Origin of the sequence: Hydrogenophaga sp. (assembly GCF_051860785.1) — a bacterium.
In the GTDB taxonomy this organism is placed as follows: Bacteria; Pseudomonadota; Gammaproteobacteria; order Burkholderiales; family Burkholderiaceae_C; genus Hydrogenophaga.
The window spans coordinates 1-20,860 of sequence record NZ_JBIMLB010000034.1; the positions used below are offsets into that span (position 1 = coordinate 1).

Consider the following 20,860-nt stretch of genomic DNA (forward strand, 5'->3'; position numbering starts at 1 on the left):
AGTAGCCAGAAAACCCATCAACCCAGTGGCTCAATATTCGACGTGATCACTGGCTCAGTTGTGCTGATGAATCAACATCATCAGCAATGGCCGCAAGGAACCGGTGCTGGCCGAGGTGGTGGGCTTTTCCAACGACCGCGCCTTCCTCATGCCCGCGGGCGACACCCACGGTCTGGCCAGCGGCGCCAGCGTGACGCCGCTGGCACCGTACCGCACCGTGCCGCGCGTGGGCCACGCCAACAAACCGCCTTCGCCCGACGACCGCGGCACCCTGCGACTGCCGCTGGGCCGCGGCCTGCTGGGCCGCGTGGTCGATTCGCACGGCAACCCGCTGGACCACCAGGGCCCGATCCTCAACGTGGACATCGAACCGATGGACCGCGCCCCGCTCAATGCCATGGACCGCGCCCCGGTGCGCGAGCCGCTGGACACCGGCGTGCGCGCCATCAACGCCCTGCTGACCGTAGGCCGTGGCCAGCGCATCGGCCTGTTCGCTGGCTCCGGCGTGGGCAAGAGCGTGCTGCTGGGCATGATGGCCCGCTACACCAAGGCCGACGTGATCGTGGTCGGCCTGATCGGCGAGCGCGGCCGTGAGGTGAAGGAATTCATCGAAGACATTCTGGGCGCTGAGGGCCGCCAGCGTTCGGTGGTGGTGGCCGCGCCGGCCGACGCGCCGCCGCTGGTGCGCATGCAGGGCGCGGCCTACGCCACCGCCATTGCCGAGCGCTTCCGCGACGACGGGCTGGACGTCCTGCTGCTCATGGATTCGCTCACCCGCTACGCCATGGCGCAGCGCGAGATCGCGCTGGCCATTGGCGAGCCGCCGGCCACCAAGGGTTACCCGCCTTCGTGCTTTGCCAAGCTGCCGCAGCTGGTGGAGCGCAGCGGCAACGGCCCCAACGGCGTGGGCTCGATCACCGCCTTCTACACCGTGCTCTCCGAGGGCGACGACCAGCAGGACCCGATCGCCGACGCGGCACGCGCGATTCTGGACGGCCACATCGTGCTCTCGCGCTCGCTCGCCGAGTCGGGCCACTTCCCCGCCATCGACGTGGAGGCCTCGGCCTCGCGCGTGATGCACAACGTGGCCGGTGCGGTGCACCTGGAGCTGGCACGCCGCTTCCGCAGCCTGTATTCACGCTACCTGAAGAGCCGCGACCTGATCCAGCTCGGCGCCTACGTGCCCGGCAGCGACCCCGAGACCGACCGCGCCATCGTGCTCTACCCCGCGCTGCAGCGTTTCCTGATGCAGGACATGTTCGACGCCGCCACGCTGCCAGACAGCCTGCAGCAACTGCAGGGAGCCCTGCAGGAAGAGAAGCCGACGCAGCAACGGCAAGCCAGACCGCACCACAACCCCTATGAAGGACAACAGGGATGACGACGATCCAGACGCTGAACAAAGTCGTGGAGCTGGCCGAGAAGCGCCGCGACGAGGCGATGGGCAACCTGGGCCGGATGCAGCGCGAGTTGCAGATCGCCCAGGACCAGATGGACCAGCTCAGCGCCTATGCGCAGGAATCGCAGGCGCGCTGGCAGGCGCGCAGCAGCGTCGGCGTGGACACCGCCCTGCTCATGCACCACCGCCAGTTCATGCAGAAGATCGACCACGCCATGGAATTCCAGCGTGGCGTGCTGGGTGAGCGCCAGACCATGATCGATCGCTGCCAGGAGCAGGTGCACGCGGCCGAACGCGACCTGGCTGGCCTGCGCAAGTTCACCGAACGCAAGCAGCAGGCCATCACGCACCGGGCCGAGCGCCAGGAACAGAAGCACACCGACGAAATGGCGCTGGCGATCCACCTGCGCCAGAGCCTGGCCCTGGCCCAGGCGCGCAATGGAGGACACGCCTGATGAGCGCCGGCACCGTTTCCAGGCCGGCCGAGCCGCAACGCCCTGCGCAGACCCCTCACCATGGCAAGGCGTCCAGCGAGAAGCCGGCCGAGTCCGACCTGTTCGCCAGCCTGCTGAGCCTGGTGAGCGACACGCACCTGATGCCCGAAGCGGCCACCCTGCCGGCCGACCCCGCCGCGACCGACGCCCTCGCGCCAGACCCCAAGGATGAGAACCCCCTGGCCGCCTTGCTGGCCTGGGCCGCGCCGGCCAGCGCCACCGCCGCCACGGCAACCCCCACCAGCCCGAACCCCGCTGCCGCCTCGGCCCAGCCGAGCACCATCAGCGAGCCCGCCCTGCCCACCGGCCAGAAGCCCGAGGCCAACGGCGTGGACATCACCGGCATGACACCGGTGGTGGACGAGAAACTCGCCACCACCGACCTGCCCGCCCCGGCCGGCCCGGCGAGCGCACCGGCACGCCCCGCCTTCGCCACGCCAGCGGCACGACCCGCGTTTGCCAGCCGCATCGAAGCGCAGACCCAGGGCAGCACACCGGCCATGGTGTGGCAACGCGGCGCCGTCTCCAGCACCGATGCACTGCAACAGCAGTTCGCGAGCCAGACCCTGCAGCAAACACACGGCGCACCGCTGGCCAGCGTGCGCAGCACCGTGGCGCTGGACGAGCGCTTCGCCCTTGCCAGCGCGGGCGCCTTGCAGACGAGCACGGCGCGCGAGGCAGGCTTTGAACTCACCCTGCCCGGCAACGGTGGCGCCGGCGCGCGCGCGGCCTCTCCGGACGCCGCCTCCGGCCTGGGCAACCCCACCCTGGCCGACGGCAGCGCCACCGGCCACAGCGGCGGTGGTTCGTCGGGCGACGCCCTGCCCGGCGAGCAGACCGGGCAGAGCCAGGATGGCATGCACGCCGACCGGGAAGCCGACGGCCCCACCGTGAGCCACTGGGGCACGCAGCACCTGCGCCACGCCAGCCTGCGGGTGGGCGAATCCGGCGCCGATGCCATCGACATCCAGCTCTCCATGAAGGGCCAGGAAGTGCAGGTGGCCTTCCAGAGCGACAACGCCGAAGCCCGTGCCAGCCTGCGCGAAGGGGCGAGCGACGCGCTGTCCGACTTGCTGCAACGCAGCGGCATCCAGCTCGGCCACGTGTCGGTGGGTTCGCAGGGGCAGCAAAACGGGCACCCCACACAGCACACGCCCACGGTGAACCGGGGTGAAATGGCCGGGCGAAGCGAAGCCCCGGCCCCCACAGCGGTCAAGCCGGCAGCCAGTCCGCGTGCCGACGGCAGCCAGCCACTGGACCTTTTTGTCTGAAGTAAAGAGCGGCTTTTCAGGCGCTATTTCAGCGAACGCCCGAGGGGGTCGCCCCCAATAATTCCTTCAACCCCACACGCATTCCGCGTGTTTCTGAAGGAAGTCCATGTCCGCCGCTGCCGCCGCTGCCCCCGCCACCGCCGCTGCTCCTGAAGCCCCGAAGAAGAAGAGCAAGAAGCTGCTCTTCATCATCGCTGGCGTGCTGGTGCTGGCCCTGCTGGGCGCGGGTGGTGCGTTGTTCATCCTGAAGAAGAACACCGCCGACGAGCACGGCGACGACGAGGCCGCGGCCGAACAGAGCCACAAGCCCAAGACCCCACCCACCTTCCTGCCGCTGGAAAACATGGTGGTCAACCTCGCCGATGCCGGTGGCAACCGTTTCGTCCAGCTCGGCCTGACGCTGCAACTCCAGGACAGCGCCACCGAAACCGCCGTCAAGGTCTACCTGCCCAGCATCCGCAGCCAGATCCTGGTACTGATCTCGCAGCGCACGGCCGAGGAAATGCTGCAGGTCCAGGGCAAGGAAAAGCTCTCGACCGACATCATTGCCGCGGTTTCCCGGGAGATGGGCTACGCCAGCGCCAAGGCGGGCGCCAAGGCCGCAATGCCGAATCCGGTGCAGGCCGTGCTGTTCTCCAGCTTCATCGTGCAGTAAGCCCCCCAACACCGAGCGACCGACACCATGTCCGAATCGTTTCTGTCCCAGGAAGAGATCGACGCCCTGCTCGAAGGTGTGACGGGCGAGAGCCAGAAGCTGGCCAAGGAAGAAGCGCCCACCGATGGCGTGCGCAACTACAACCTCTCCAGCCAGGAGCGCATCGTGCGTGGGCGCATGCCCACCATGGAGATCGTCAACGAACGCTTCTCGCGCAACCTGCGCCTGGGGTTGTTCAATTTCATCCGCCGCAGCCCCGAGATTTCGGTGGGTGCGGTGCAGGTGCAGAAATACAGCGCCTTCCTGCGCGAGCTGGTGGTGCCGACCAACTTCAACATCATGGCCATTCGCCCCTTGCGCGGCAACGGCCTGGTGGTGTGCGAGCCCACCCTGCTGTTCGGCGTGATCGACAGCCTGTACGGCGGCAACGGCAAGTTCCACACCCGCATCGAGGGCCGCGATTTCTCACCCACCGAGCAGCGCGTGATCAACCGCCTGGTGGATGTGGTGTCCGAGGAATACAAGAAAGCCTGGCGCGGCGTGTACCCGATCGAGCTGGCCTACCAGCGCTCGGAAATGCAGCCGCAGTTCGCCACCATCGCCACGCCGAGCGAGATCGTGGTCTCCACCAGCTTCACGCTGGAGATCGGCGACATCTCGGGCTCGCTGCACATCTGCATTCCCTACGCCACGCTGGAGCCGATCCGCGACGTCCTCTATTCCAGCGTGCAGGGCGACGCCATCGAAGTCGATCGCCGCTGGGTCAAGCTGCTCAGCCACGAGATCCAGGCCGCCGAAGTGAACATGGTGGCCGAACTGGCACAGACCGAGGCCACGGTGGAGCAACTGCTGGCCATGCAGATCGGCGATTTCATCGAGCTCGACCGCACGCCCACGATCAAGGCCCATGTGGACGGCGTGCCGGTTTTCGAATGCCAGTACGGCACCCACAAGGGCAAATACGCACTGCGCGTGGAACGCAACCTGCGCGGCATCGACGCGAACTGGCTGGGAGATTCGTATGTCAACTGAGACCACCAACACCATGAACGACGCCGTCACCGACGACTGGGCCCAGGCCCTGGAAGAACAGGCCGGCTCGGCCGCCCCGCACGCCGATGGCGCGCCCGAATTCGAGGCCAACGCGGTGCCGGTGACCCCGGCCGGCGCGCACAACCCGATGCAGGACATCCAGATGGTGCTGGACATCCCGGTGCAGCTCTCGGTGGAACTCGGTCGCACCCGCGTGCCGATCAAGTACATCCTGCAGCTCGCGCAAGGTTCCATCGTCGAACTCGACGCACTGGCCGGCGAACCCATGGACGTGCTGATCAACGGCTACCTGATCGCGCAGGGCGAGGTGGTGGTGGTGAACGACAAGTTCGGCATCCGCCTCACCGACATCGTCACGCCCTCCGAGCGCATGCGCCGCGTCTCGCGCACCTGATCCATCCATCGAGCCCGACATGCTGCAAAACGCGATTCCCGCGCTGCTTCTGCTCGCCCTCATGGTGGGCATTGCCTTCGCCCTGAAGTGGGCCCGTGGCCGCCTGCCCGGTGTGATGGGCCAGGGCAACGGCCCGGCACTGCGCGTGCTCTCCAGCCTGTCGCTGGGGCCACAACAGCGCGTGGTGACGGTGCAGGTGGGCCAGGGCGACGAGCGCGTGTGCCTGGTGCTGGGCGTGGCTCCCGGTGGCGTGAGCGCGCTGCACCAGATGCCGATGCCGGCTGAACCGGAAGCGCCCGCCCACGCAACGGACACGGCGGCCACCGGCTTCGCCGCCCGCCTGGCCCAATTGACGAAAGCTCCCCATGCGCGCTGAGACCGCACTGCGCATCTTCGGCGCCATGGCCCTGCTGATGCTGGGCGCCAGCGCCTTCGCCCAGGGCGCACCTGCCGCCCCCACCGGCCCTTCGCTGCCGCTCATGGTCGGCCAGGGCGCAGGCGGCAACAGCTATTCGGTGCCGATCCAGACCCTGCTGTTCTTCACCGCACTGTCCTTCCTGCCGGCGGTGCTGCTGCTCATGACGGGCTTCACCCGCATCGTCATCGTGCTCTCGCTGCTGCGCCAGGCGTTGGGCACGCAGTCCGCTCCGCCCAACCAGGTGATCGTGGGCCTGTCGCTGTTCCTCACGCTGTTCGTGATGGGCCCGACGCTGGACAAGGTCTACCAGGACGCCTACGACCCCTATTCGAAGAACGCCATCAGCTTCGAGCAGGCGCTCGAGCGCGGCCAGGCGCCCATGCGCGCCTTCATGCTCAAGCAGACACGCCAGTCCGATTTCGAACTCTTTGCCAAGCTGGCCAAGCTGCCCAACGACGTCACTGCCGAAACCGCACCCTTCCGCGTGCTGGTGCCGGCCTTCGTCACCAGCGAGCTCAAGACCGCGTTCCAGATCGGCTTCATGATCTTCATCCCCTTTCTGGTGATCGACATGGTGGTCGCCAGCGTGCTGATGTCGCTGGGCATGATGATGCTGTCGCCCGTGCTGGTGGCGTTGCCGTTCAAGCTCATGCTGTTCGTTCTCGCGGACGGATGGAACCTGTTGATTGGCTCTCTTGCGGCCAGTTTTGCAACATGAAAGCCCCCACGCTCTACCGCTGCGCGGTTCGCTGCCCCTCGAGGGGGCTGGGCCGCCTTGGGAGCGGCCCGGCGGCGTCCCGCCCTCTTTCCGAAAAGGTTGTCTGATGGATCCCCAAGCCGCCCTCACGATGGGGCAGAACGCCCTCTTCCTTCTGCTCATGGTCGCGGCCCCGGTGCTGGGCGCGGTGCTGGGCATTGGCCTGCTGGTCAGCCTGTTTCAGGCCATCACGCAGATCAACGAAGCCACGCTGGCCTTCGTGCCCAAGCTCATCGGCGCCATCGCGGTGTTCGCCATCGCCGGCCCGTGGATGATGACCACCATGGTCGAGTTCATCCGCAACACGATTCTCTCGATCCCCAACTACGCGATCTGATCGCGCAGCGCACCCGCCATGCCCACGTTCACCGAAGCCCAGGTGATGGCGCTGGTCTCTCCGGTGTTCTGGCCCTTCCTGCGCATCCTGGCGGTGTTCTCCAGCGCGCCCATCTTCTCGGCGCGCTCGGTGCCCATGCGCACACGTGTGGCGCTGGCTTTCATCGTCGCGGTGTGCGCGCAGGCCGGCATGCCGGAGCAACCCATGGTGGCCCTCACCGATCCCGGTGCGTTTGCGGTGGTGATGCAGCAGGTGGTGGTGGGCATTGCCATTGGCCTGGCGGTGCGCATCGTGTTCGCCTCGGTGGAACTGGCCGGTGAACTCATCGGTCTCCAGATGGGTTTGAACTTCGCGGGCTTCTTCGATCCCTCCACCAACTCGCAATCGAGCACGGTGGGCCGTTTTTTCGGCAACACCACCATGCTCCTGTTCGTGGTGCTGAACGGCCACCTCATGCTGCTGGGTGCGGTCATCTCCAGCTTCGAGCTGTTCCCGGTGGGTGCGAGCGCCTTCGAGTCCATCAACCGCATGCGCCTGCACGAGCTGGGCGCGGTGGTGTTTCGCTACGGCCTGTGGATCGCGCTGCCCATGATCGGCATGCTGCTGTTCATCAACATCGTGCTCGGCTTCGTCTCGCGCATCGCGCCGCAGATGAACGCCTTCGCCATCGGCTTCCCGCTCACGCTGTCGGCCGGCCTGCTCGGCATTGCATTCACTCTCCCCATGCTCGACGCTCCGGTGGCTGCGCTCATGAGGCTCGCCACCAGCATTTTCACGGGCGGCTGAGGTGATCGCACCAACCGCCGGTCACCCCGCGCTACACAAGCGCGGCGGCGCGCCGAAACGCAAGCAACGATCGCGTGCGAATCCGCAGAGCGGTCTCTTCCGACAGGAGCAACCATGAAACTTCGCACCCAGATTCTCTGCCTGGGCCTGGCCGGCGCCGCCCTGGTCTCGGCCGCGGGCGGCATCGGGCTGCTGGCCGTTTCTTCCATGGCCGTCAAGGTCGAGGCTTCGGCCTTGTCCAGCCAGGCGCTGCAGGCCACGCTGAGCGCGGACATGATGCACGACGCCCTGCGCGGCGATGCCCAGCGCGCCCTGCTTGCGGCCATGAAGGGCGACGCCGCCACCATCGCCGCCGCGCGCACCGACCTGGACGACCACGTGGCCACCTTCGACGCGGCACTGACGAAAATCGCCAGCTCGGGCATTGATGCCCAGGCACGTCAGGCGCTGGACAGTGCCCAGCCGGTGGTCAGGCAATACATGCAGGCCGCGCAGGCGGTGGTGGCCGGATCGGCCCAGGGCGTCACACAGGCCGAGGCCCAGTTGCCGGCGCTGAACCAGGCCTTCGCGCAACTCGAGGACGCGCTGGAAGCACTCTCCGGGATGATCGAAGAAGATGGTGCGGCCATCTCCGAGGCCGCCGCGACGAGCGTGACGCAATCGCTGTGGACACTGGGCCTTGCGGTGCTCGTGGCCACCATCACGCTGGTGCTCGGCGCGCTGTGGGTCGCCCATCTCATGGCCATTCCCATGGGCCAGGCCGTGGCGGCTGCGGGCCATCTGGCGCAGGGCAACCTGGCCATGCCGATCGCGCTGGTGGGCAACGACGACACGCGACAACTGCTGGAGGCCCTGCGCACGATGCAGCAGCGCATCAGCGACACCGTGAGCCATGTGCAGGACAACGCGGCCCTGGTGTCGGAGGCCAGCGCGCAGATCGCCCAGGGCAACACCGATCTTTCCACCCGCACCGAACAACAGGCCTCTGCGCTGGAAGAAACCGCAGCGTCGATGGAAGAACTGGGCACCACCGTGCGCCAGACCGCCGATCACGCGCAGAAGGCGAACACCCTGGCGCGCGATGCCTCGGACGTGGCGGCGCGGGGCGGCGACGTGGTGGGCCAGGTGGTGGAGACCATGAAGGGCATCAACGACAGCTCGCGGCGCATCGCCGACATCATCGGGGTGATCGACGGTATTGCTTTCCAGACCAACATCCTCGCGCTCAACGCGGCGGTGGAAGCCGCACGCGCCGGCGAACAGGGCCGCGGTTTCGCGGTGGTCGCTGGCGAGGTGCGCAACCTCGCGCAGCGCAGCGCGCAAGCCGCCAAGGAGATCAAGAGCCTGATTGATGCCAGTGTTCAGCGCGTGGCCAATGGCACGGCGCTGGCCGATCAGGCCGGTGTGACCATGCAGGGCGTGGTGGCCGCGATCCGCCGCGTGTCCGACCTGGTGGCCGAGATCAGCAGCGCCACCAGCGAGCAGAGCCTGGGCGTGGGCCAGGTGGGCGAAGCGGTCAGCCAGATGGACAAGGTCACTCAGCAGAACGCCGCGCTGGTGGAAGATAGCGCCGCTGCAGCGAAAAGCCTGAAGGCCCAGGCGGTGCAGCTGGTGCAGGCGGTCGCCGTGTTCAGGACCAACCGGACGCAGGCCCGGGGCGCGCCGCTGACCACCTGAGCCGACCAGCTCTTCAGGGCTTGTGGGCGATGCGGACGGCTTCGGGCGAGTAACCCATGGGCACGTGTCGTGCGCCCCGGTTCATGCTTTCGTCGAACCATTCGGTCTTCGAGAGCGCGCTGACCACGTCCGAACGCAGCGTCAGCAGCGACTTGGGCCACTTGCCCAGCACGTAGCCATAAAGGTAGGAGAACCACTGCACGTGGTCGGAGATCGAGCGCTGCTCCCGCTCCCACTCGCGCAGGGCCAGCGGAATGTCCTCCGACGGCGACACCATTTCAGCCAGCGCCATGATGTTGATGAACGCGGTGTTGGCGGCCTGGCCCAGGTTGGGGGGCATGGCGTGCGCCGCGTCACCGATGATCGCGACCTTGCCCTCGGACCACTTCCGGCACTTCACGTTGACCAGGCGGTCCCAGCGGCTGTCCACCTGGCAACGCCGGATGAGATCGGCGGCCTGCGGAAACTTCTCGGTCCACAAGGCGGCGTCGATCGGCAGCTTGCGGGCGCGCTCGTCGTCCACCGGCGCACTGAGGAAGATGTAGTTCTTGCCGTCGGTGCAGGGATTGAAGAGCAGGCGCCAGGGGCCGTTCCAGTGTTCGATGAGGGTGTCACGCACATCGCCCGGTTCCTCGTCGATCAGCATGCGGATGCCAGCCTCGGAACCGAAGTCCATCCACTTGGTGCCCAGGATGGATTCGCGGATGCGGGAGTACGCTCCATCGGCCACGAGCACGAGATCGGCGTGCGCCTGGGGGCCTTTGTCGAACTGCACCGAACCATCGGGCGTGACGCCGGTGGCCAGCGACGAGGTCACGATGTCGACGCCGTGGGCCACCGCCTGGTCGATGAGCGCCTGGTAGAGATCGGCACGGGGTGGCAGCAACAGCCGGTCCTGCGCATGCGCCAGGCGCGACATGAGCACGCGGCCCTTGTGGTCGCGGATCTGCCACTCGCGGATGGAGCGGGCGCGCGCCACGGCGGCTTCGTAGGCGCCGATGGTCTCCAGCGTCTTGAGGCCGCTTTCCCAGAGCCAGATGCCTGCACCGAACATGCGCAGTTCGGCGTTGCGTTCGTGGATGCGGACCCGCCAGCCCTTCTGGGCAAAACGGTTGGCGGCCACCAGGCCCGCCAGTCCTGCTCCGATGATTTCGACTGAGCGCTGCTTCATGGGTATGCCTTTCAGAATGGGAAGTTCTATTTCGGGAATGGGGGCGGACAGCTCAATCGCGCTGGTTGCGGCGGAAGCGGTCGAGGATGACGGCGACGATGATGACCACGCCGACGGCCAGCGTCTGGAAATAGGCGGAGACGCCGATCATGTTCATGATGTTGGAGAGCATGCTCAGGACCACGACCCCGAGGAAGACCTGGCGCACCCCGCCCGATCCACCCGTGAGCGCCACGCCGCCCAGCACCACCGCAGCGAGCGATTCGAGCGTGATGTTGGGCGCGGCAATGGGCTGCGCGGAGCCCACCCAGGCGGTGAGCACCACCGCACCGATGGCCGCCGACAGGCCACTGACCGTGTAGACCAGCATGGTGTAGAGCCGCACGTTGACGCCCGACTTGGCGGCTGCCGATGCGTTCGAGCCGATTGCGTAGACGTAGCGTCCGAACACGGTCCGGCGCAACAGCAGGGCCATGGCCAACGTGGCCGCGGCGGCAATCCAGACCACCACGGGGATACCGAGGAACGCATCGAAGCCGACCGCCTGCACATAGCTGGACGGCACGTCGTAGATGGGCACGCCGCCGGACAGGATGAGGGCCAACGCCTGGGCGATGGAGAGCATGCCCAACGTGACCACCAGCGGCGTGGTGCGGAAGTAGGCAATGATGAAGCCCGATACCGTGCCGGTGACCATGCCGGTGGCCAGCATCACGGCGATGCCGGCGGGAATGCCGTGGGACTCCATGACGAGCACGCCGGCCACGCCGGAGAGCGAAAGCACGGCCGCCAGCGAAAGATCGAGCCCGCCGCGAATGATGGCAATTGCCTGCCCGAGCGAGATGATCAGCAGCGGCACCATCTGGCGCCCCAGGTTCAGCAGATTGTCCAGCGAGAGAAAGCGCGGTTCGATCAGACCGGCGATCGCCGCCAGGGCCACGATGAAGAGCGGCAGCACAGCCTCGGCGAGTGACCAGCGGGACGGTGTCGACTTGGCCGTGACGGGCATAGAGGTCTGGGCAGTGGCAGCCATGGGGGGTGGTTCCTCTTTCATTGGATCGCGGTCCCGCAAGCCTGCCCCAGCACGTCGGCAATGATGGCTGGCTGTGCGTCGGGGCCGGGGTTTTCGTAGGTGGCGATCACCGTGCCGGCGTAGATGGTGTGCACGGTGTCGCACAGAGCGATCGTCTCCACGAGGTCGCTCGAGATCACCACCACCGTCAAGCCTTGCTGCGCGGCCGAACGGATGCGCTGGTGGATCTGGTGCTTGGCCTCGATGTCCACGCCGGCGGTAGGCTCCTCGAGCAGCAGCACATCGCGCGCGCTGGACATCACGCGGGCCAGCAGCACCTTCTGTTGGTTGCCACCGCTCAGACTCGTGATGGGCAGATGAGGATCAGCGTATTTCACCTGGCTCGCCGACAGCAGGCGCTCGCCCTCCTGAGCCTCGCGGTTCGTGTCGACGAAGCCGGCGCGACTGAAGTTTCGGATGCTCGTCAACGTGAGGTTCTCCAGGATCGACCGCGTGGGCAGAATGCCGTGGGCCGCGCGGCCCGCCGGCAGGTAGGACACACCCAGCGCGCTGGCCTGCGTGGGGCTGCTGGGTTGGTAGGCGCGTCCGTGCAGGCGAAACGCGAGCGGGCCGGGCAACTGCACGCCCGCCAGGCCCAGAAGAATGCGCTCGGCACCGCAGCCCACCACGCCGTAGAAGCCCACGATCTGGCCCTTGCAGAGGGTCAACGAGCCGGGGCCTCGGCCGCGCAGCGGAATGCCTTCAATGTCCAGCACCACGGCGCCGCGCGGTGCCGCGGGCGCGGACACCTCGACCTGCTGCTTGCGGCCTGTGAGCCGCTCCACCACGCGATCGGCATCGACATCCGGTGCCATGGGAAAGCTGTCCACCACCTGGCCGTTGCGCATGATGGTGACTCGGTCGCTGACCGCCATCACGTCCTCGATGTGGTGCGTCACCAGCACGGCGGCCACGCCTTCGTCGCGCAGCTGCCGCAATACGTCGAAGAACTTCTGCTTTTCCACGGCCCCCAGCATCGCCGTGGGTTCGTCGAAGACGATGATGCGTGGCGAGAACATCAGCGACTTGCCGATCTCGATGAGCTGTTGAATGGCCACGGGCAACTGTCCAACCGGCTGCTCCAGGTCGACCTCGACGCCGAGCTTGCGCACGACCGACGCCGCTCTTTCGTGTTCCTTGCGGCGCGAGATGCCGGAAAACGGCGAGCTCGCCTCCTCCGATCCCAGCCACAGGTTGGCGCGCACCGACAGGTCGGGCGCGAGCGAGAGCTCCTGGTACACCATGGCGACGCCTGCCGCATGCGCCGCGCGCGGACTGGCGAAGGACACCTTCTCGCCTTTGATGAGCAGCTCGCCAGCGTCCGCCTGGTACAGGCCCCCGAGAATCTTGCCCAAGGTGGACTTGCCAGCGCCGTTCTCGCCCAGCACGCAATGGATTTCCCCGGCTCGGAAATCGGTCGACACATTGACCAGCGCGCGGGTGGCGCCAAAAGTCTTCTGCAGCCCCCGCACCTGCACGAGAGCCTGCCCATCCGGCGTTGGTGTCTTCATGGCGTGTCGCGCGCGCTGTGTTCGGTGAACCTGATCACTGCTTCACAGGCAGGCGCCAGTCGGCAGGCGGGATTTCGTAAATGTGGTACGGGTGCTTGTCGACGTTGTCCGGACGGATCAGCTCGGGCGGCACGTTGAAGTAGGCGTACGGCGAACTCTTGTCGGGCGCGCTCAGCTTGGGCGTGGGCTTGCCTTCGAGTTGGCGGATGGCGTACTGCACGATCAGGCGGCCCATGATGATGCCGGGCTCGGACACCACCGCCAGCAGACGACCGTCCTTCACCATGGGAATGGCTTCCTTCACCATCGAGCTGGACACCACCTTCACCTTGCGGTTCTGCTGGCGAATGGCCTGTGCCGCGCCCATGGCCAGCGAGATCTCGGGCGTGTACACGTACTTGGCGTCAGGGTGGCGCAGGAGCAGGTCCGAAGTCTGCGTCATGCCGTGTTGCAGGCCGAGGGCTCCACCGAATGCACCTTCGACTGGCGCAAGGCCAGGGCACTTCTTTGCCTGCTCCATGAAGCCAACGTAGCGAAGGCGCGCCCACTCGGCACCCGCAGGGCCGGGCACAGTGAGGATCTTGCCCGGATCGTTGTTCTTGCACACGGCATCGGCCAGCGTGCGGCCGATTTCACCGTCGTCCTGCAACACGCCGAAAGCCACGTTGGCGCTGTTCACAGGAATGCCGACGGCGGCCACCATGATGCCGGCGTCCTTGAGCGACTTGAGGATGGGGTCGTAGCCGTTGAAGGCGGCAGCAGACACCACCGCCACGTCCACGCCCAGTGTCTTGAAAGCGTTGAGCTGCGCAAACTGTTCGCGCACATTGCCGTAGGCGCCTGCGACCGACACCTGCACCACGTTCACGCCCGAACGTTTCGCCTCGTCCTCGATGCCGTAGACGATGCCCTTGTAGAAGTCGTCGTGCAGGTGCACCACGGTGACCCCGATCTTGTAGGGCTTCTGAGCCTTGATCGGCTCGATCAGACCGATGAAACGGTCTTCGGCCGGCTGGGCACTGGCGCCGAACGCGGCGAGCGAGAGGACGGCACAGGCGGACAACCGGTGCACGGCCGACGTGAGGCTGCGAGGTAGCGACGGGATTTTCATGAGGAGCTCCTAGGTGGGAGGAAGAAAGGGGGTTCATGGGACGGGCCTGGCGGGGCCCGCTGCGCTGCGCTTACTGCACCAACCGCCCGGTGCCGGTCTCTTCGTCGAACACGTAGAGGCCGTTGAGAAAGGTCTTGGTCCGCTCGTACCACTTGCGCACACGGGGTGCGGGCGGCGTTCGGTCGATGGGCTTGCCGCCTTTGAAGATGTAGTCGAAAGCCTTGGGCCGCTGCAGGATGCGGATGTCCACGCTGGGGTCGCCGGGCACCACCAGCAGGTCGGCCAGGCGACCCGCTTCGACCTTGCCCACCTCGTGGCCGTAGCGCTTGAGCAGGCGCGTCGCACCCAGCGTGTTGGCGTGGATGGCCTGCAGCGGCGTCATGCCCAGCAGGGTCACGAACAGCTCCATCTCCTTGGCATGCCACTGCCCATAGGGCACGGGTGACCAGCCGCTCTCGCTGCCGGCGATCAGAGGCACACCGGCATCGAATGCGCGGCGCAGGTTGACCGAAGCGGCCTCCACCTCGCGCTCAAAGGCGCTGGTGCCGGAAGCACCGGCCTGCGCCGGGTTCGCACCGATCAGGTTCACCAGCAGCGTCATGGTGGGCGTGATGACGCACTGGTTCTTCAGGCAGGCCTCGATGCCCGCGTCGTCAATGTAGGAAGCGTGAAAGATGTTGTCGAAACCGGCCAGCGCGGCGTCGCGCGCGGATTCGCAGGACCTGGCGTGGGTGCTGCAGATCTTGCCCAGCCGGTGCGTCTCGTCGGCGATGATCCTGAGTTCTTCGAGCGTGAAGGCCGAGGCGCCGAGGGCGTCGGGCGTGATGAGGTTGTCGTTGGAGCCCGAGACCTTGATGGCATCGACCTCGTCCTTGACCTGCAGGCGGATCGCCTCGATCAGATCCTCCTTGGTCTTGACCAGCACCGCGCTCTGCCCCACCGGGAATTCCATCCAGCTCGGGAAGGAATCCTCGAGCCCCTGGTGGTTGGTGAGCTGTTTGCCCGACACGGTGAAGCGCGGACCTTCGAACATGCCCGTATCGATGGCGTCGCGCACCGCCTGCGCAATGCCGTAGGTGGTGGCGGCGTCGAACGCGCTGGTCACGCCCGCCTGCAACACCTTCTTCGCGTAGTAGGCCGCCTTCAACGTGCGGAACTCCACCGGGGTGTAGAGCGCGTTCTCTTCTTCCGAGCGCGATTCGCCGAAAGAGATGTGCGTGTGGCCGTCGATCAGGCCCGGCATGATGGTGCGGCCCGGCAGGTCGATCACCTCGTAGGCCTGTTCCACGTATTGCGCGGGCAGGGAAGCGGCCGCGCCCACCCATTCGATGCGCTCGCCGTGCACGACCACGGCACCCTGTTCGATGGGCGGGTTGAGCGAGCCGTCGATGATCCTGCCCTTGAGCAGGTAGCCTTTTTTCGGTTGCATGGTGGTCCTTTCAGAGCGCTCTCAAGCGGCGCCGAAGAATTCGCTGGCCAACGCCAGGAAGGTGCCCGGGCGCTCGAAGGCGACGGAATGAGAGCACTGCCCGAGCAGTGCCACGTCGGCCTGGGGCAGTTGCGCGGCCAGGTCGAGCGAGTTGGAGGGAGGAAAGGCAATGTCGTTGCGGCCATGGAGCATGAGCACCGGGCAACGCACAGCCGCCAGCGTGTCGGGCGATAGCACCGCAGCGTTCACATACTGCTGGTGATCGCCCTGGAACATGGTGTCGAAGTACTCGGCGTAGCCCGGTGCGAACACCACGGGTTCGCGCGCCGCCAGGTAAGCCTCGTCGATCACCGAGGCGTCGTGGATGATGCCGCTGAGCGCCTGCACCAGTTCCGGCCGGTTGCGCGGGCAGGTCCACACCCGCCGCGTCGACGCCACCGGTTCGAAGTGCCCACCCATGGTGCCGGTGGTCATGACGGCGGACACGCGCGGCTCCAGCGAGGCCAGCGTGAGCGCGATGGAGCCCGAGAGCGAATGGCCGATCACACCCACGCTTTCGCCCGGCACGCGGGCCAGCATGGCCTGCGCCTGCCGCACCCAGAGCGCGTAGTCGAAATACGGTTCGCTGGCCTTGCGATCGCTCTTGCCGAAACCCACGAGGTCCATGGCGAACACCTCGAAGCGTTCGGCCAGGGGCGCGAGCACCGTGCGCCAGTTGCCCAGGCTCGAAGCGCCAGGACCCGAGCCGTGCAGCAACATCAGCGGCGCGCCGCGCCCACCGTGGTAGGTCGCCACGGAAAGGCCTTCGAAATCAAAGCGGTTTTCGGTCATGCGATCTCCGGCCTTACTTGCCCGGTCCGCGCACGATGGCTTCCACCTCGATCACGAAGGCTTCCTTGACCAGCCGGTCGACGACGAGCAGCGTGTTGGGCGGATAGAGCGGGCCCTTGAACAGCGTCGGAAACAGCGCGGCGCGCAGTTCCATGAACTGATCAATGTCCTGCGAATGCACGATGAAGGTGGTGAACTTGACGACGTCGTTGAAGGTGCAGCCCAGGCCCTGGAGCACATCGCCGAGGTTGCTGAACACCTGGTGGAACTGAGCCGCGAAATCACCCTTGCCGGCGACGCTGCCGTCTGCTGCCACCGACAACTGACCGGCCACGAACAGCAGTTCGCTGCCCGCCGCCTTGCCCACATGGGAGTACAGGCCTTGCGCTGGACAGGCACCGGGCGGATTGAGGTATTCGACGAGAGCGGTCATCTGGCTTCCTTGACGTGATGAGGGAATTGACGGATATCGGGCAGGTATTTCTGCATTTTGCGGATTGTATGCAAAATGAAAATTTGTGCAACCACTTTTATTCGACATCCTATATTTATCCAGATCTGATCAGCGGTTCCGCACGGTTTTGGTGAAAATCTTAGAGGTATATCTTGCCAACAAAATCGAAAAAGCAAGATGCAGGCCACATAAACCACCGAAATTTATACAATCTAAAATAAAACTGATACGATCTCGTGAACAACGGAGTGACTCATGCCCGCGGAATCCAACCTCAATATGGCGGCAGCCCTTTCCCTGCCCGAAATCGTCTACCGCGAACTGCGCAAGGCGATCCTGAATGGCGTGTTCGTGCCAGGGCAGATGCTTCGGCAGGAGGAGGTGGCGGCGCGGCTCGGTGTGAGCCGCAGCCCCTTGCGCGAAGCCCTGCCCCGGCTGGAGGCCGAAGGCATGGTGGTGCTGCAACCACGCCGGGGCTACGCAGTGGCCACGCTCGATCCGGAGGAGATCAGCGAGGCTTTCGACCTGCGCCGTTTGCTGGAAACGGAACTGGCGCAACGCTCGATCCGTCGACGCAGCGAGTCGGACATCGCACGGGTCTACGCCATCATCAGTGAGATGGGGATCCTCGCCGCGCAATCCGACGAGGCCGACAGAGCCCACTGGTTCGAACTGAACCTGAGTTTTCACGACGCCCTCCTCGCACCAGCGAAGTGCCCGCACCACATGCGTGCGCTGGAAAACCTGCGGGGTGTCATCGAGTCGTACATCCGCACCGAGGTGCGCCTCACGGGCGACCTGCATCAGGCGCAGCAGGAACACCTCCAGATGGCGCAGGCCTTTGTCAATGGCGATGAAGCCAACTTCGTCGAGCTCACCCGCGCGCACTCGCAACACACCCGCGACCGTCTCATCGAAGGCCTGACCCGCAACCAAGCATCGGCGTGAACAGGCTGCTTTCTCCTCTCTCCACACAAGGAACTCCCATGAAACTCGCGACCCTCGTCCAGGGCGAATCACTCGTCCTCGCCTCGGTCGATTCAGAACGCCAGACCGTGCGCCGCCTGATCGCCGCCAACGGCCAGCCACTGACCGACATGAACGCCCTCATTGAAAACTTCGACGCGCTGCGCTCGAGCCTTACGCTCGACGCGCAGGAAATGCCGTTCGCGCAGGTGCGCTTCGCCGCGCCCATTCCGCGCCCGCGCCGCAATGTGATTTGCGTCGGCAAAAACTACCGCGAGCACGCGCAGGAGTTCACGCGCAGCGGATTCGACAGCAGTGCGTCAAAGGCCGCCGACGCAATCCCCACCGCACCCATCGTGTTCACCAAGATGCCCGAAACCGTGATCGCCACCGGTGAAGCGGTGCGCTACCCCACCGGCGCCAGCGACCAGATGGACTACGAGGCCGAGCTTGGCGTGATCATCGGCCAGGGCGGGCGCGACATCGCCAAGGCGTCTGCACTCGACCATGTGTTCGGCTACGTCATCCTCAACGACGTGACTGCACGCGACCGCCAGGCCACGCACAAGCAATGGTTCCTGGGCAAGTCGCTGGACACCTTCTGCCCCATGGGTCCGTGGATCGCGACCCGCGACGAACTCGATGGGACCGCGTTGAACGTGAAGTGCTGGATCAACGGGGAACTGCGGCAGAACGCCAACACGCGCGACCTGATCTTCGACATTCCGACGTTGATTGCCACCATCTCCGCCGGCCTCACCCTGCGGCCCGGGGACGTCATTGCCACCGGCACGCCCGCCGGCGTGGGCATCGGCTTTTCGCCGCCACGTTTCCTGCAACGCGGCGACGTGATGGACATCGAGATCGACGGCCTCGGCCGTCTGTCGAACCCCATCGCCTGACCCTCTTCATCTGCAAAGGCACTCCCATGAACCCATCCACAGCTGGCAAGCGCGAAGAAGTCTCGGTGCCCGGCCTTTCGCCCGCCATCAGCCACTACACCGATGCCGTTCGCTTCGGGGACCTGCTGTTCGTGTCCGGCCTGACGGCTCACGACGCCGACGGCAATCTGGTGGGCGGCGAAGACGCGGCCGCGCAGACCGAGCAGATCCTGTCCAACCTCGGCAAGGTACTGGCCGCCGCGGGCGCAGGTTTCGGCGATGTCCTCAAGGTGACCGTCTACCTCACCGATGTCGCCGATCGCACGAAGATCAACCCAGTGCGTCAGCGCCACTTCGGCACCACCAAGCCAGCCAGCACGCTCGTGGGCGTCCGTGAACTCGCCCTGCCCGGCATGAAGGTGGAGATCGAAGCGGTGGTGGGACTGCCTTCGGCATGAGCCCAGCTCCACTCTTGCTTCGCCTCCATTCGGGCGGCCAACACCAGGTGCGCAGCACGGCACCGGTCCAGTTGGTGCTGGCCAGTTGGACCGGGCGCCACCGACCCGCGATGGAAGCCCGTCTGCGGGAGCTTGAAGCCCTCGGGGTGGCGCGGCCACCCAGCATGCCGGTGTTCTACCGTGTGGCGGCGGCGCGCGTCACCACGGCTGCGCTGATCGAGGTGATTGGCGACACCACCAGCGGCGAGGTGGAGTTCGTGCTCGCGCGCCTCAATGGCCGGCTCTGGATCGGTGTCGGCTCCGATCACACCGACCGCAGCGTCGAAGCTCAGGGCGCAGCCCAGGCCAAGCAGTTGTGCGAGAAGCCCGTGTGCGCCGACTTCTGGGCATTCGAAGACCTTGTCGGTCATTGGGACCAACTGGTGCTGCGCTCTTACGTGGTGGAAGGGCATGAGCGCAAGACCTACCAGGAAGGCGCCGTCGGTGCCATGCTGCCGCCAAGCGAATTGTTGGCGCTGTGGGCCGATGCCACCGATTCCCTGCAGGACAACGCCTTCATGTTCTGTGGCACCCTGCCCACCATCGGTCCCCTGTGCGCGTCATCGAGATTCGAGTTCGAGCTGGAGGATCCGGTGCTGGGGCGCCGGCTGGTACATGGCTACGAAGTGAGGCAACTGCCGCTGCACGTCATGCCCGTGGCCGATCGACTCGAGGCGGCATAGCGGTCGTCGCGCGTCACCGGGGCAGGCCCAGTGCCGTGGGCGCAGCCTCTCGCATCGCCTCGACAAAACGCCGCAGCCGCACCGGGTAGAAGCTGGCGTAGGGATAGATGAGGTGCAGCGGCAGGGGTGGCGCCTGCCACTGCGGTGCCAGGTGCGCGAGGCGCCCATGCGCCAGGTCGTCCTTGAGCATCCATGCCGAAGCCACACACACACCCAGACCCATCACGGCCGCATTGCGCAAGGCATAGAGGCTGTCGGTGCTCAGGCGCGGCCGGATCGCGATCTGGCGCGTGTCGCCCGACGCCTCGTGCGACAGCGCCACTTCGGTGCGGTAGTAGGTGCGCAGCGCCATCCACGGCAGGCCGGCGAGTTCGTCGGGGTGCTGGGGAATGAGGCCACCACGCAGCACGCTCGGCGCACCCACCACGATACGCGGCACATCCATGAGCTTGATCGACACCACCGATGGATCGCGCACTTCGCCCACGCGCAGGGCGCAATCGATGCCCTCACCAATCAGGTCGTGCTCGTCGTCGCGCAGCAGCCAGTCCACGTTCACACGCGGATTGCGCTGCAGGAACCCGGTGAGTGGCCGCATGAAATGGTCCTGTCCCAAGGCGTGTGGCGCAAGCACCCGCAGGTGTCCTTGCGCCTCCTCACCCCCGCCGCGCACATCCGATTCGAACGCGTCCCAGCGCTCCAGCAGGCCCTTGGCGCGCTCGAAGCAGCGCTCGCCATCCTCGGTCAGGCGCATGCCGCGCGTGGACCGCTGCAACAGGCGCACGCCGAGCAACCGCTCGAGGGCCTGGAGCCGCCGGCTGACGGTGGGCTGAGTCGTGCCCATCTGCGCTGCCGCTCCGGAGAGGCTGCCCGCCTCAACGATGCGCACAAAGGTCTGCATGAGGTCGAGGCGGTCGCCTGCAGCGTTTGCATTCATGCGCCAATCGTATAACTGAAGTGCCCGCCTTGCGTCTAGCGCGGCCGATTTCGCTGTGCCAGACTCCCTTTCAGCA

Annotated in this window: 22 protein-coding genes and 1 pseudogene; 15 read left to right on the forward strand and 8 right to left on the reverse strand. The window is 66.2% G+C overall.

The genetic code is table 11. From position 1 onward, the window contains the following. Positions 1–97: 97 nt before the first annotated feature. From ACTIF6_RS25845 to ACTIF6_RS25895, 11 genes and pseudogenes are all read left to right on the forward strand, one after another. Positions 98–1,381 (forward strand): annotated as a pseudogene (locus tag ACTIF6_RS25845) (FliI/YscN family ATPase); the annotation flags it as partial. Further along, positions 1,378–1,854 carry a flagellar export protein FliJ gene (gene fliJ / locus ACTIF6_RS25850; RefSeq protein ID WP_439590588.1) on the forward strand — a complete coding sequence of 159 codons (477 nt, stop codon included), beginning with the start codon at positions 1,378–1,380 and terminating at the stop codon, positions 1,852–1,854. The pseudogene ACTIF6_RS25845 and the gene fliJ, both read left to right, overlap by 4 nt. Further along, the gene (locus ACTIF6_RS25855; RefSeq protein WP_439590589.1) at positions 1,854–3,164 is read left to right on the forward strand and encodes a flagellar hook-length control protein FliK; all 1,311 of its coding nucleotides are present in this window, start codon (positions 1,854–1,856) and stop codon (positions 3,162–3,164) included. The genes fliJ and ACTIF6_RS25855 overlap by 1 nt, the downstream gene beginning before the upstream one ends. 106 nt (positions 3,165–3,270) lie before the next feature. Beyond that, positions 3,271–3,819 carry a flagellar basal body-associated FliL family protein gene (locus ACTIF6_RS25860; protein WP_439590590.1) on the forward strand — a complete coding sequence of 183 codons (549 nt, stop codon included), beginning with the start codon at positions 3,271–3,273 and terminating at the stop codon, positions 3,817–3,819. 27 nt (positions 3,820–3,846) lie between these two features. Continuing rightward, positions 3,847–4,851, forward strand: coding sequence for a flagellar motor switch protein FliM (gene fliM, locus ACTIF6_RS25865; protein ID WP_439590591.1), 1,005 nt, complete (start codon positions 3,847–3,849; stop codon positions 4,849–4,851). Continuing rightward, complete coding sequence (gene fliN, locus ACTIF6_RS25870) at positions 4,841–5,266, forward strand: flagellar motor switch protein FliN (protein WP_439590592.1); 426 nt, start codon at positions 4,841–4,843, stop codon at positions 5,264–5,266. The genes fliM and fliN overlap by 11 nt, the downstream gene beginning before the upstream one ends. A 19-nt stretch (positions 5,267–5,285) precedes the next feature. Further along, positions 5,286–5,642, forward strand: a complete 357-nt coding sequence (locus ACTIF6_RS25875) for a flagellar biosynthetic protein FliO (protein WP_439590593.1) — start codon at positions 5,286–5,288, stop codon at positions 5,640–5,642. A 37-nt stretch (positions 5,643–5,679) separates the two neighbouring features. Then, entirely contained in the window at positions 5,680–6,402 is a 723-nt protein-coding gene (fliP, locus tag ACTIF6_RS25880) for a flagellar type III secretion system pore protein FliP (RefSeq protein WP_439590626.1), read from the forward strand. Positions 6,403–6,508: 106 nt separating this feature from the next. Further along, complete coding sequence (gene fliQ / locus ACTIF6_RS25885) at positions 6,509–6,778, forward strand: flagellar biosynthesis protein FliQ (protein WP_439590594.1); 270 nt, start codon at positions 6,509–6,511, stop codon at positions 6,776–6,778. A gap of 18 nt (positions 6,779–6,796) precedes the next feature. Further along, positions 6,797–7,564 (forward strand): flagellar biosynthetic protein FliR, encoded by a 768-nt coding sequence (fliR, locus tag ACTIF6_RS25890; RefSeq protein WP_439590595.1) that lies wholly within the window; start codon positions 6,797–6,799, stop codon positions 7,562–7,564. Between the two features lie 114 nt (positions 7,565–7,678). Continuing rightward, complete coding sequence (locus ACTIF6_RS25895) at positions 7,679–9,241, forward strand: methyl-accepting chemotaxis protein (RefSeq protein WP_439590596.1); 1,563 nt, start codon at positions 7,679–7,681, stop codon at positions 9,239–9,241. Positions 9,242–9,254: 13 nt separating this feature from the next. Here ACTIF6_RS25895 and ACTIF6_RS25900 read toward each other — a convergent pair whose 3' ends face one another. From ACTIF6_RS25900 to ACTIF6_RS25930, 7 genes are all read right to left on the reverse strand, one after another. Next, entirely contained in the window at positions 9,255–10,412 is a 1,158-nt protein-coding gene (locus ACTIF6_RS25900; protein WP_439590597.1) for an FAD-dependent oxidoreductase, read from the reverse strand. 52 nt (positions 10,413–10,464) lie between these two features. Further along, complete coding sequence (locus tag ACTIF6_RS25905) at positions 10,465–11,445, reverse strand: ABC transporter permease (protein WP_439590598.1); 981 nt, start codon at positions 11,443–11,445, stop codon at positions 10,465–10,467. Positions 11,446–11,462: 17 nt separating this feature from the next. After that, positions 11,463–12,995 carry a sugar ABC transporter ATP-binding protein gene (locus ACTIF6_RS25910; RefSeq protein ID WP_439590599.1) on the reverse strand — a complete coding sequence of 511 codons (1,533 nt, stop codon included), beginning with the start codon at positions 12,993–12,995 and terminating at the stop codon, positions 11,463–11,465. A gap of 34 nt (positions 12,996–13,029) precedes the next feature. Further along, complete coding sequence (locus ACTIF6_RS25915) at positions 13,030–14,106, reverse strand: substrate-binding domain-containing protein (RefSeq protein ID WP_439590600.1); 1,077 nt, start codon at positions 14,104–14,106, stop codon at positions 13,030–13,032. Between the two features lie 70 nt (positions 14,107–14,176). Next, complete coding sequence (locus ACTIF6_RS25920; protein ID WP_439590601.1) at positions 14,177–15,535, reverse strand: amidohydrolase family protein; 1,359 nt, start codon at positions 15,533–15,535, stop codon at positions 14,177–14,179. A gap of 21 nt (positions 15,536–15,556) precedes the next feature. After that, the gene (locus ACTIF6_RS25925; RefSeq protein WP_439590602.1) at positions 15,557–16,366 is read right to left on the reverse strand and encodes an alpha/beta fold hydrolase; all 810 of its coding nucleotides are present in this window, start codon (positions 16,364–16,366) and stop codon (positions 15,557–15,559) included. A 13-nt stretch (positions 16,367–16,379) separates the two neighbouring features. Beyond that, positions 16,380–16,799, reverse strand: a complete 420-nt coding sequence (locus tag ACTIF6_RS25930) for a RidA family protein (protein WP_439590603.1) — start codon at positions 16,797–16,799, stop codon at positions 16,380–16,382. 276 nt (positions 16,800–17,075) lie between these two features. Between ACTIF6_RS25930 and ACTIF6_RS25935 the strand changes: the two genes are divergently transcribed. Genes ACTIF6_RS25935 through ACTIF6_RS25950 form a run of 4 tightly spaced genes read left to right on the forward strand, consistent with a single transcriptional unit; the run spans position 17,076 to position 19,847 of the window. Continuing rightward, positions 17,076–17,768 carry a GntR family transcriptional regulator gene (locus ACTIF6_RS25935; RefSeq protein WP_439590604.1) on the forward strand — a complete coding sequence of 231 codons (693 nt, stop codon included), beginning with the start codon at positions 17,076–17,078 and terminating at the stop codon, positions 17,766–17,768. A 38-nt stretch (positions 17,769–17,806) separates the two neighbouring features. Continuing rightward, positions 17,807–18,688 carry a fumarylacetoacetate hydrolase family protein gene (locus ACTIF6_RS25940; RefSeq protein WP_439590605.1) on the forward strand — a complete coding sequence of 294 codons (882 nt, stop codon included), beginning with the start codon at positions 17,807–17,809 and terminating at the stop codon, positions 18,686–18,688. A gap of 26 nt (positions 18,689–18,714) precedes the next feature. Further along, positions 18,715–19,125 carry a RidA family protein gene (locus tag ACTIF6_RS25945; RefSeq protein ID WP_439590606.1) on the forward strand — a complete coding sequence of 137 codons (411 nt, stop codon included), beginning with the start codon at positions 18,715–18,717 and terminating at the stop codon, positions 19,123–19,125. 14 nt (positions 19,126–19,139) lie between these two features. Further along, positions 19,140–19,847: a DUF2848 family protein gene (locus ACTIF6_RS25950; protein WP_439590607.1), complete on the forward strand. Its 708-nt coding sequence runs from the start codon at positions 19,140–19,142 to the stop codon at positions 19,845–19,847. A 13-nt stretch (positions 19,848–19,860) separates the two neighbouring features. Here ACTIF6_RS25950 and ACTIF6_RS25955 read toward each other — a convergent pair whose 3' ends face one another. Then, positions 19,861–20,784, reverse strand: a complete 924-nt coding sequence (locus tag ACTIF6_RS25955; protein WP_439590608.1) for a LysR family transcriptional regulator — start codon at positions 20,782–20,784, stop codon at positions 19,861–19,863. Positions 20,785–20,860 lie beyond the last annotated feature (76 nt).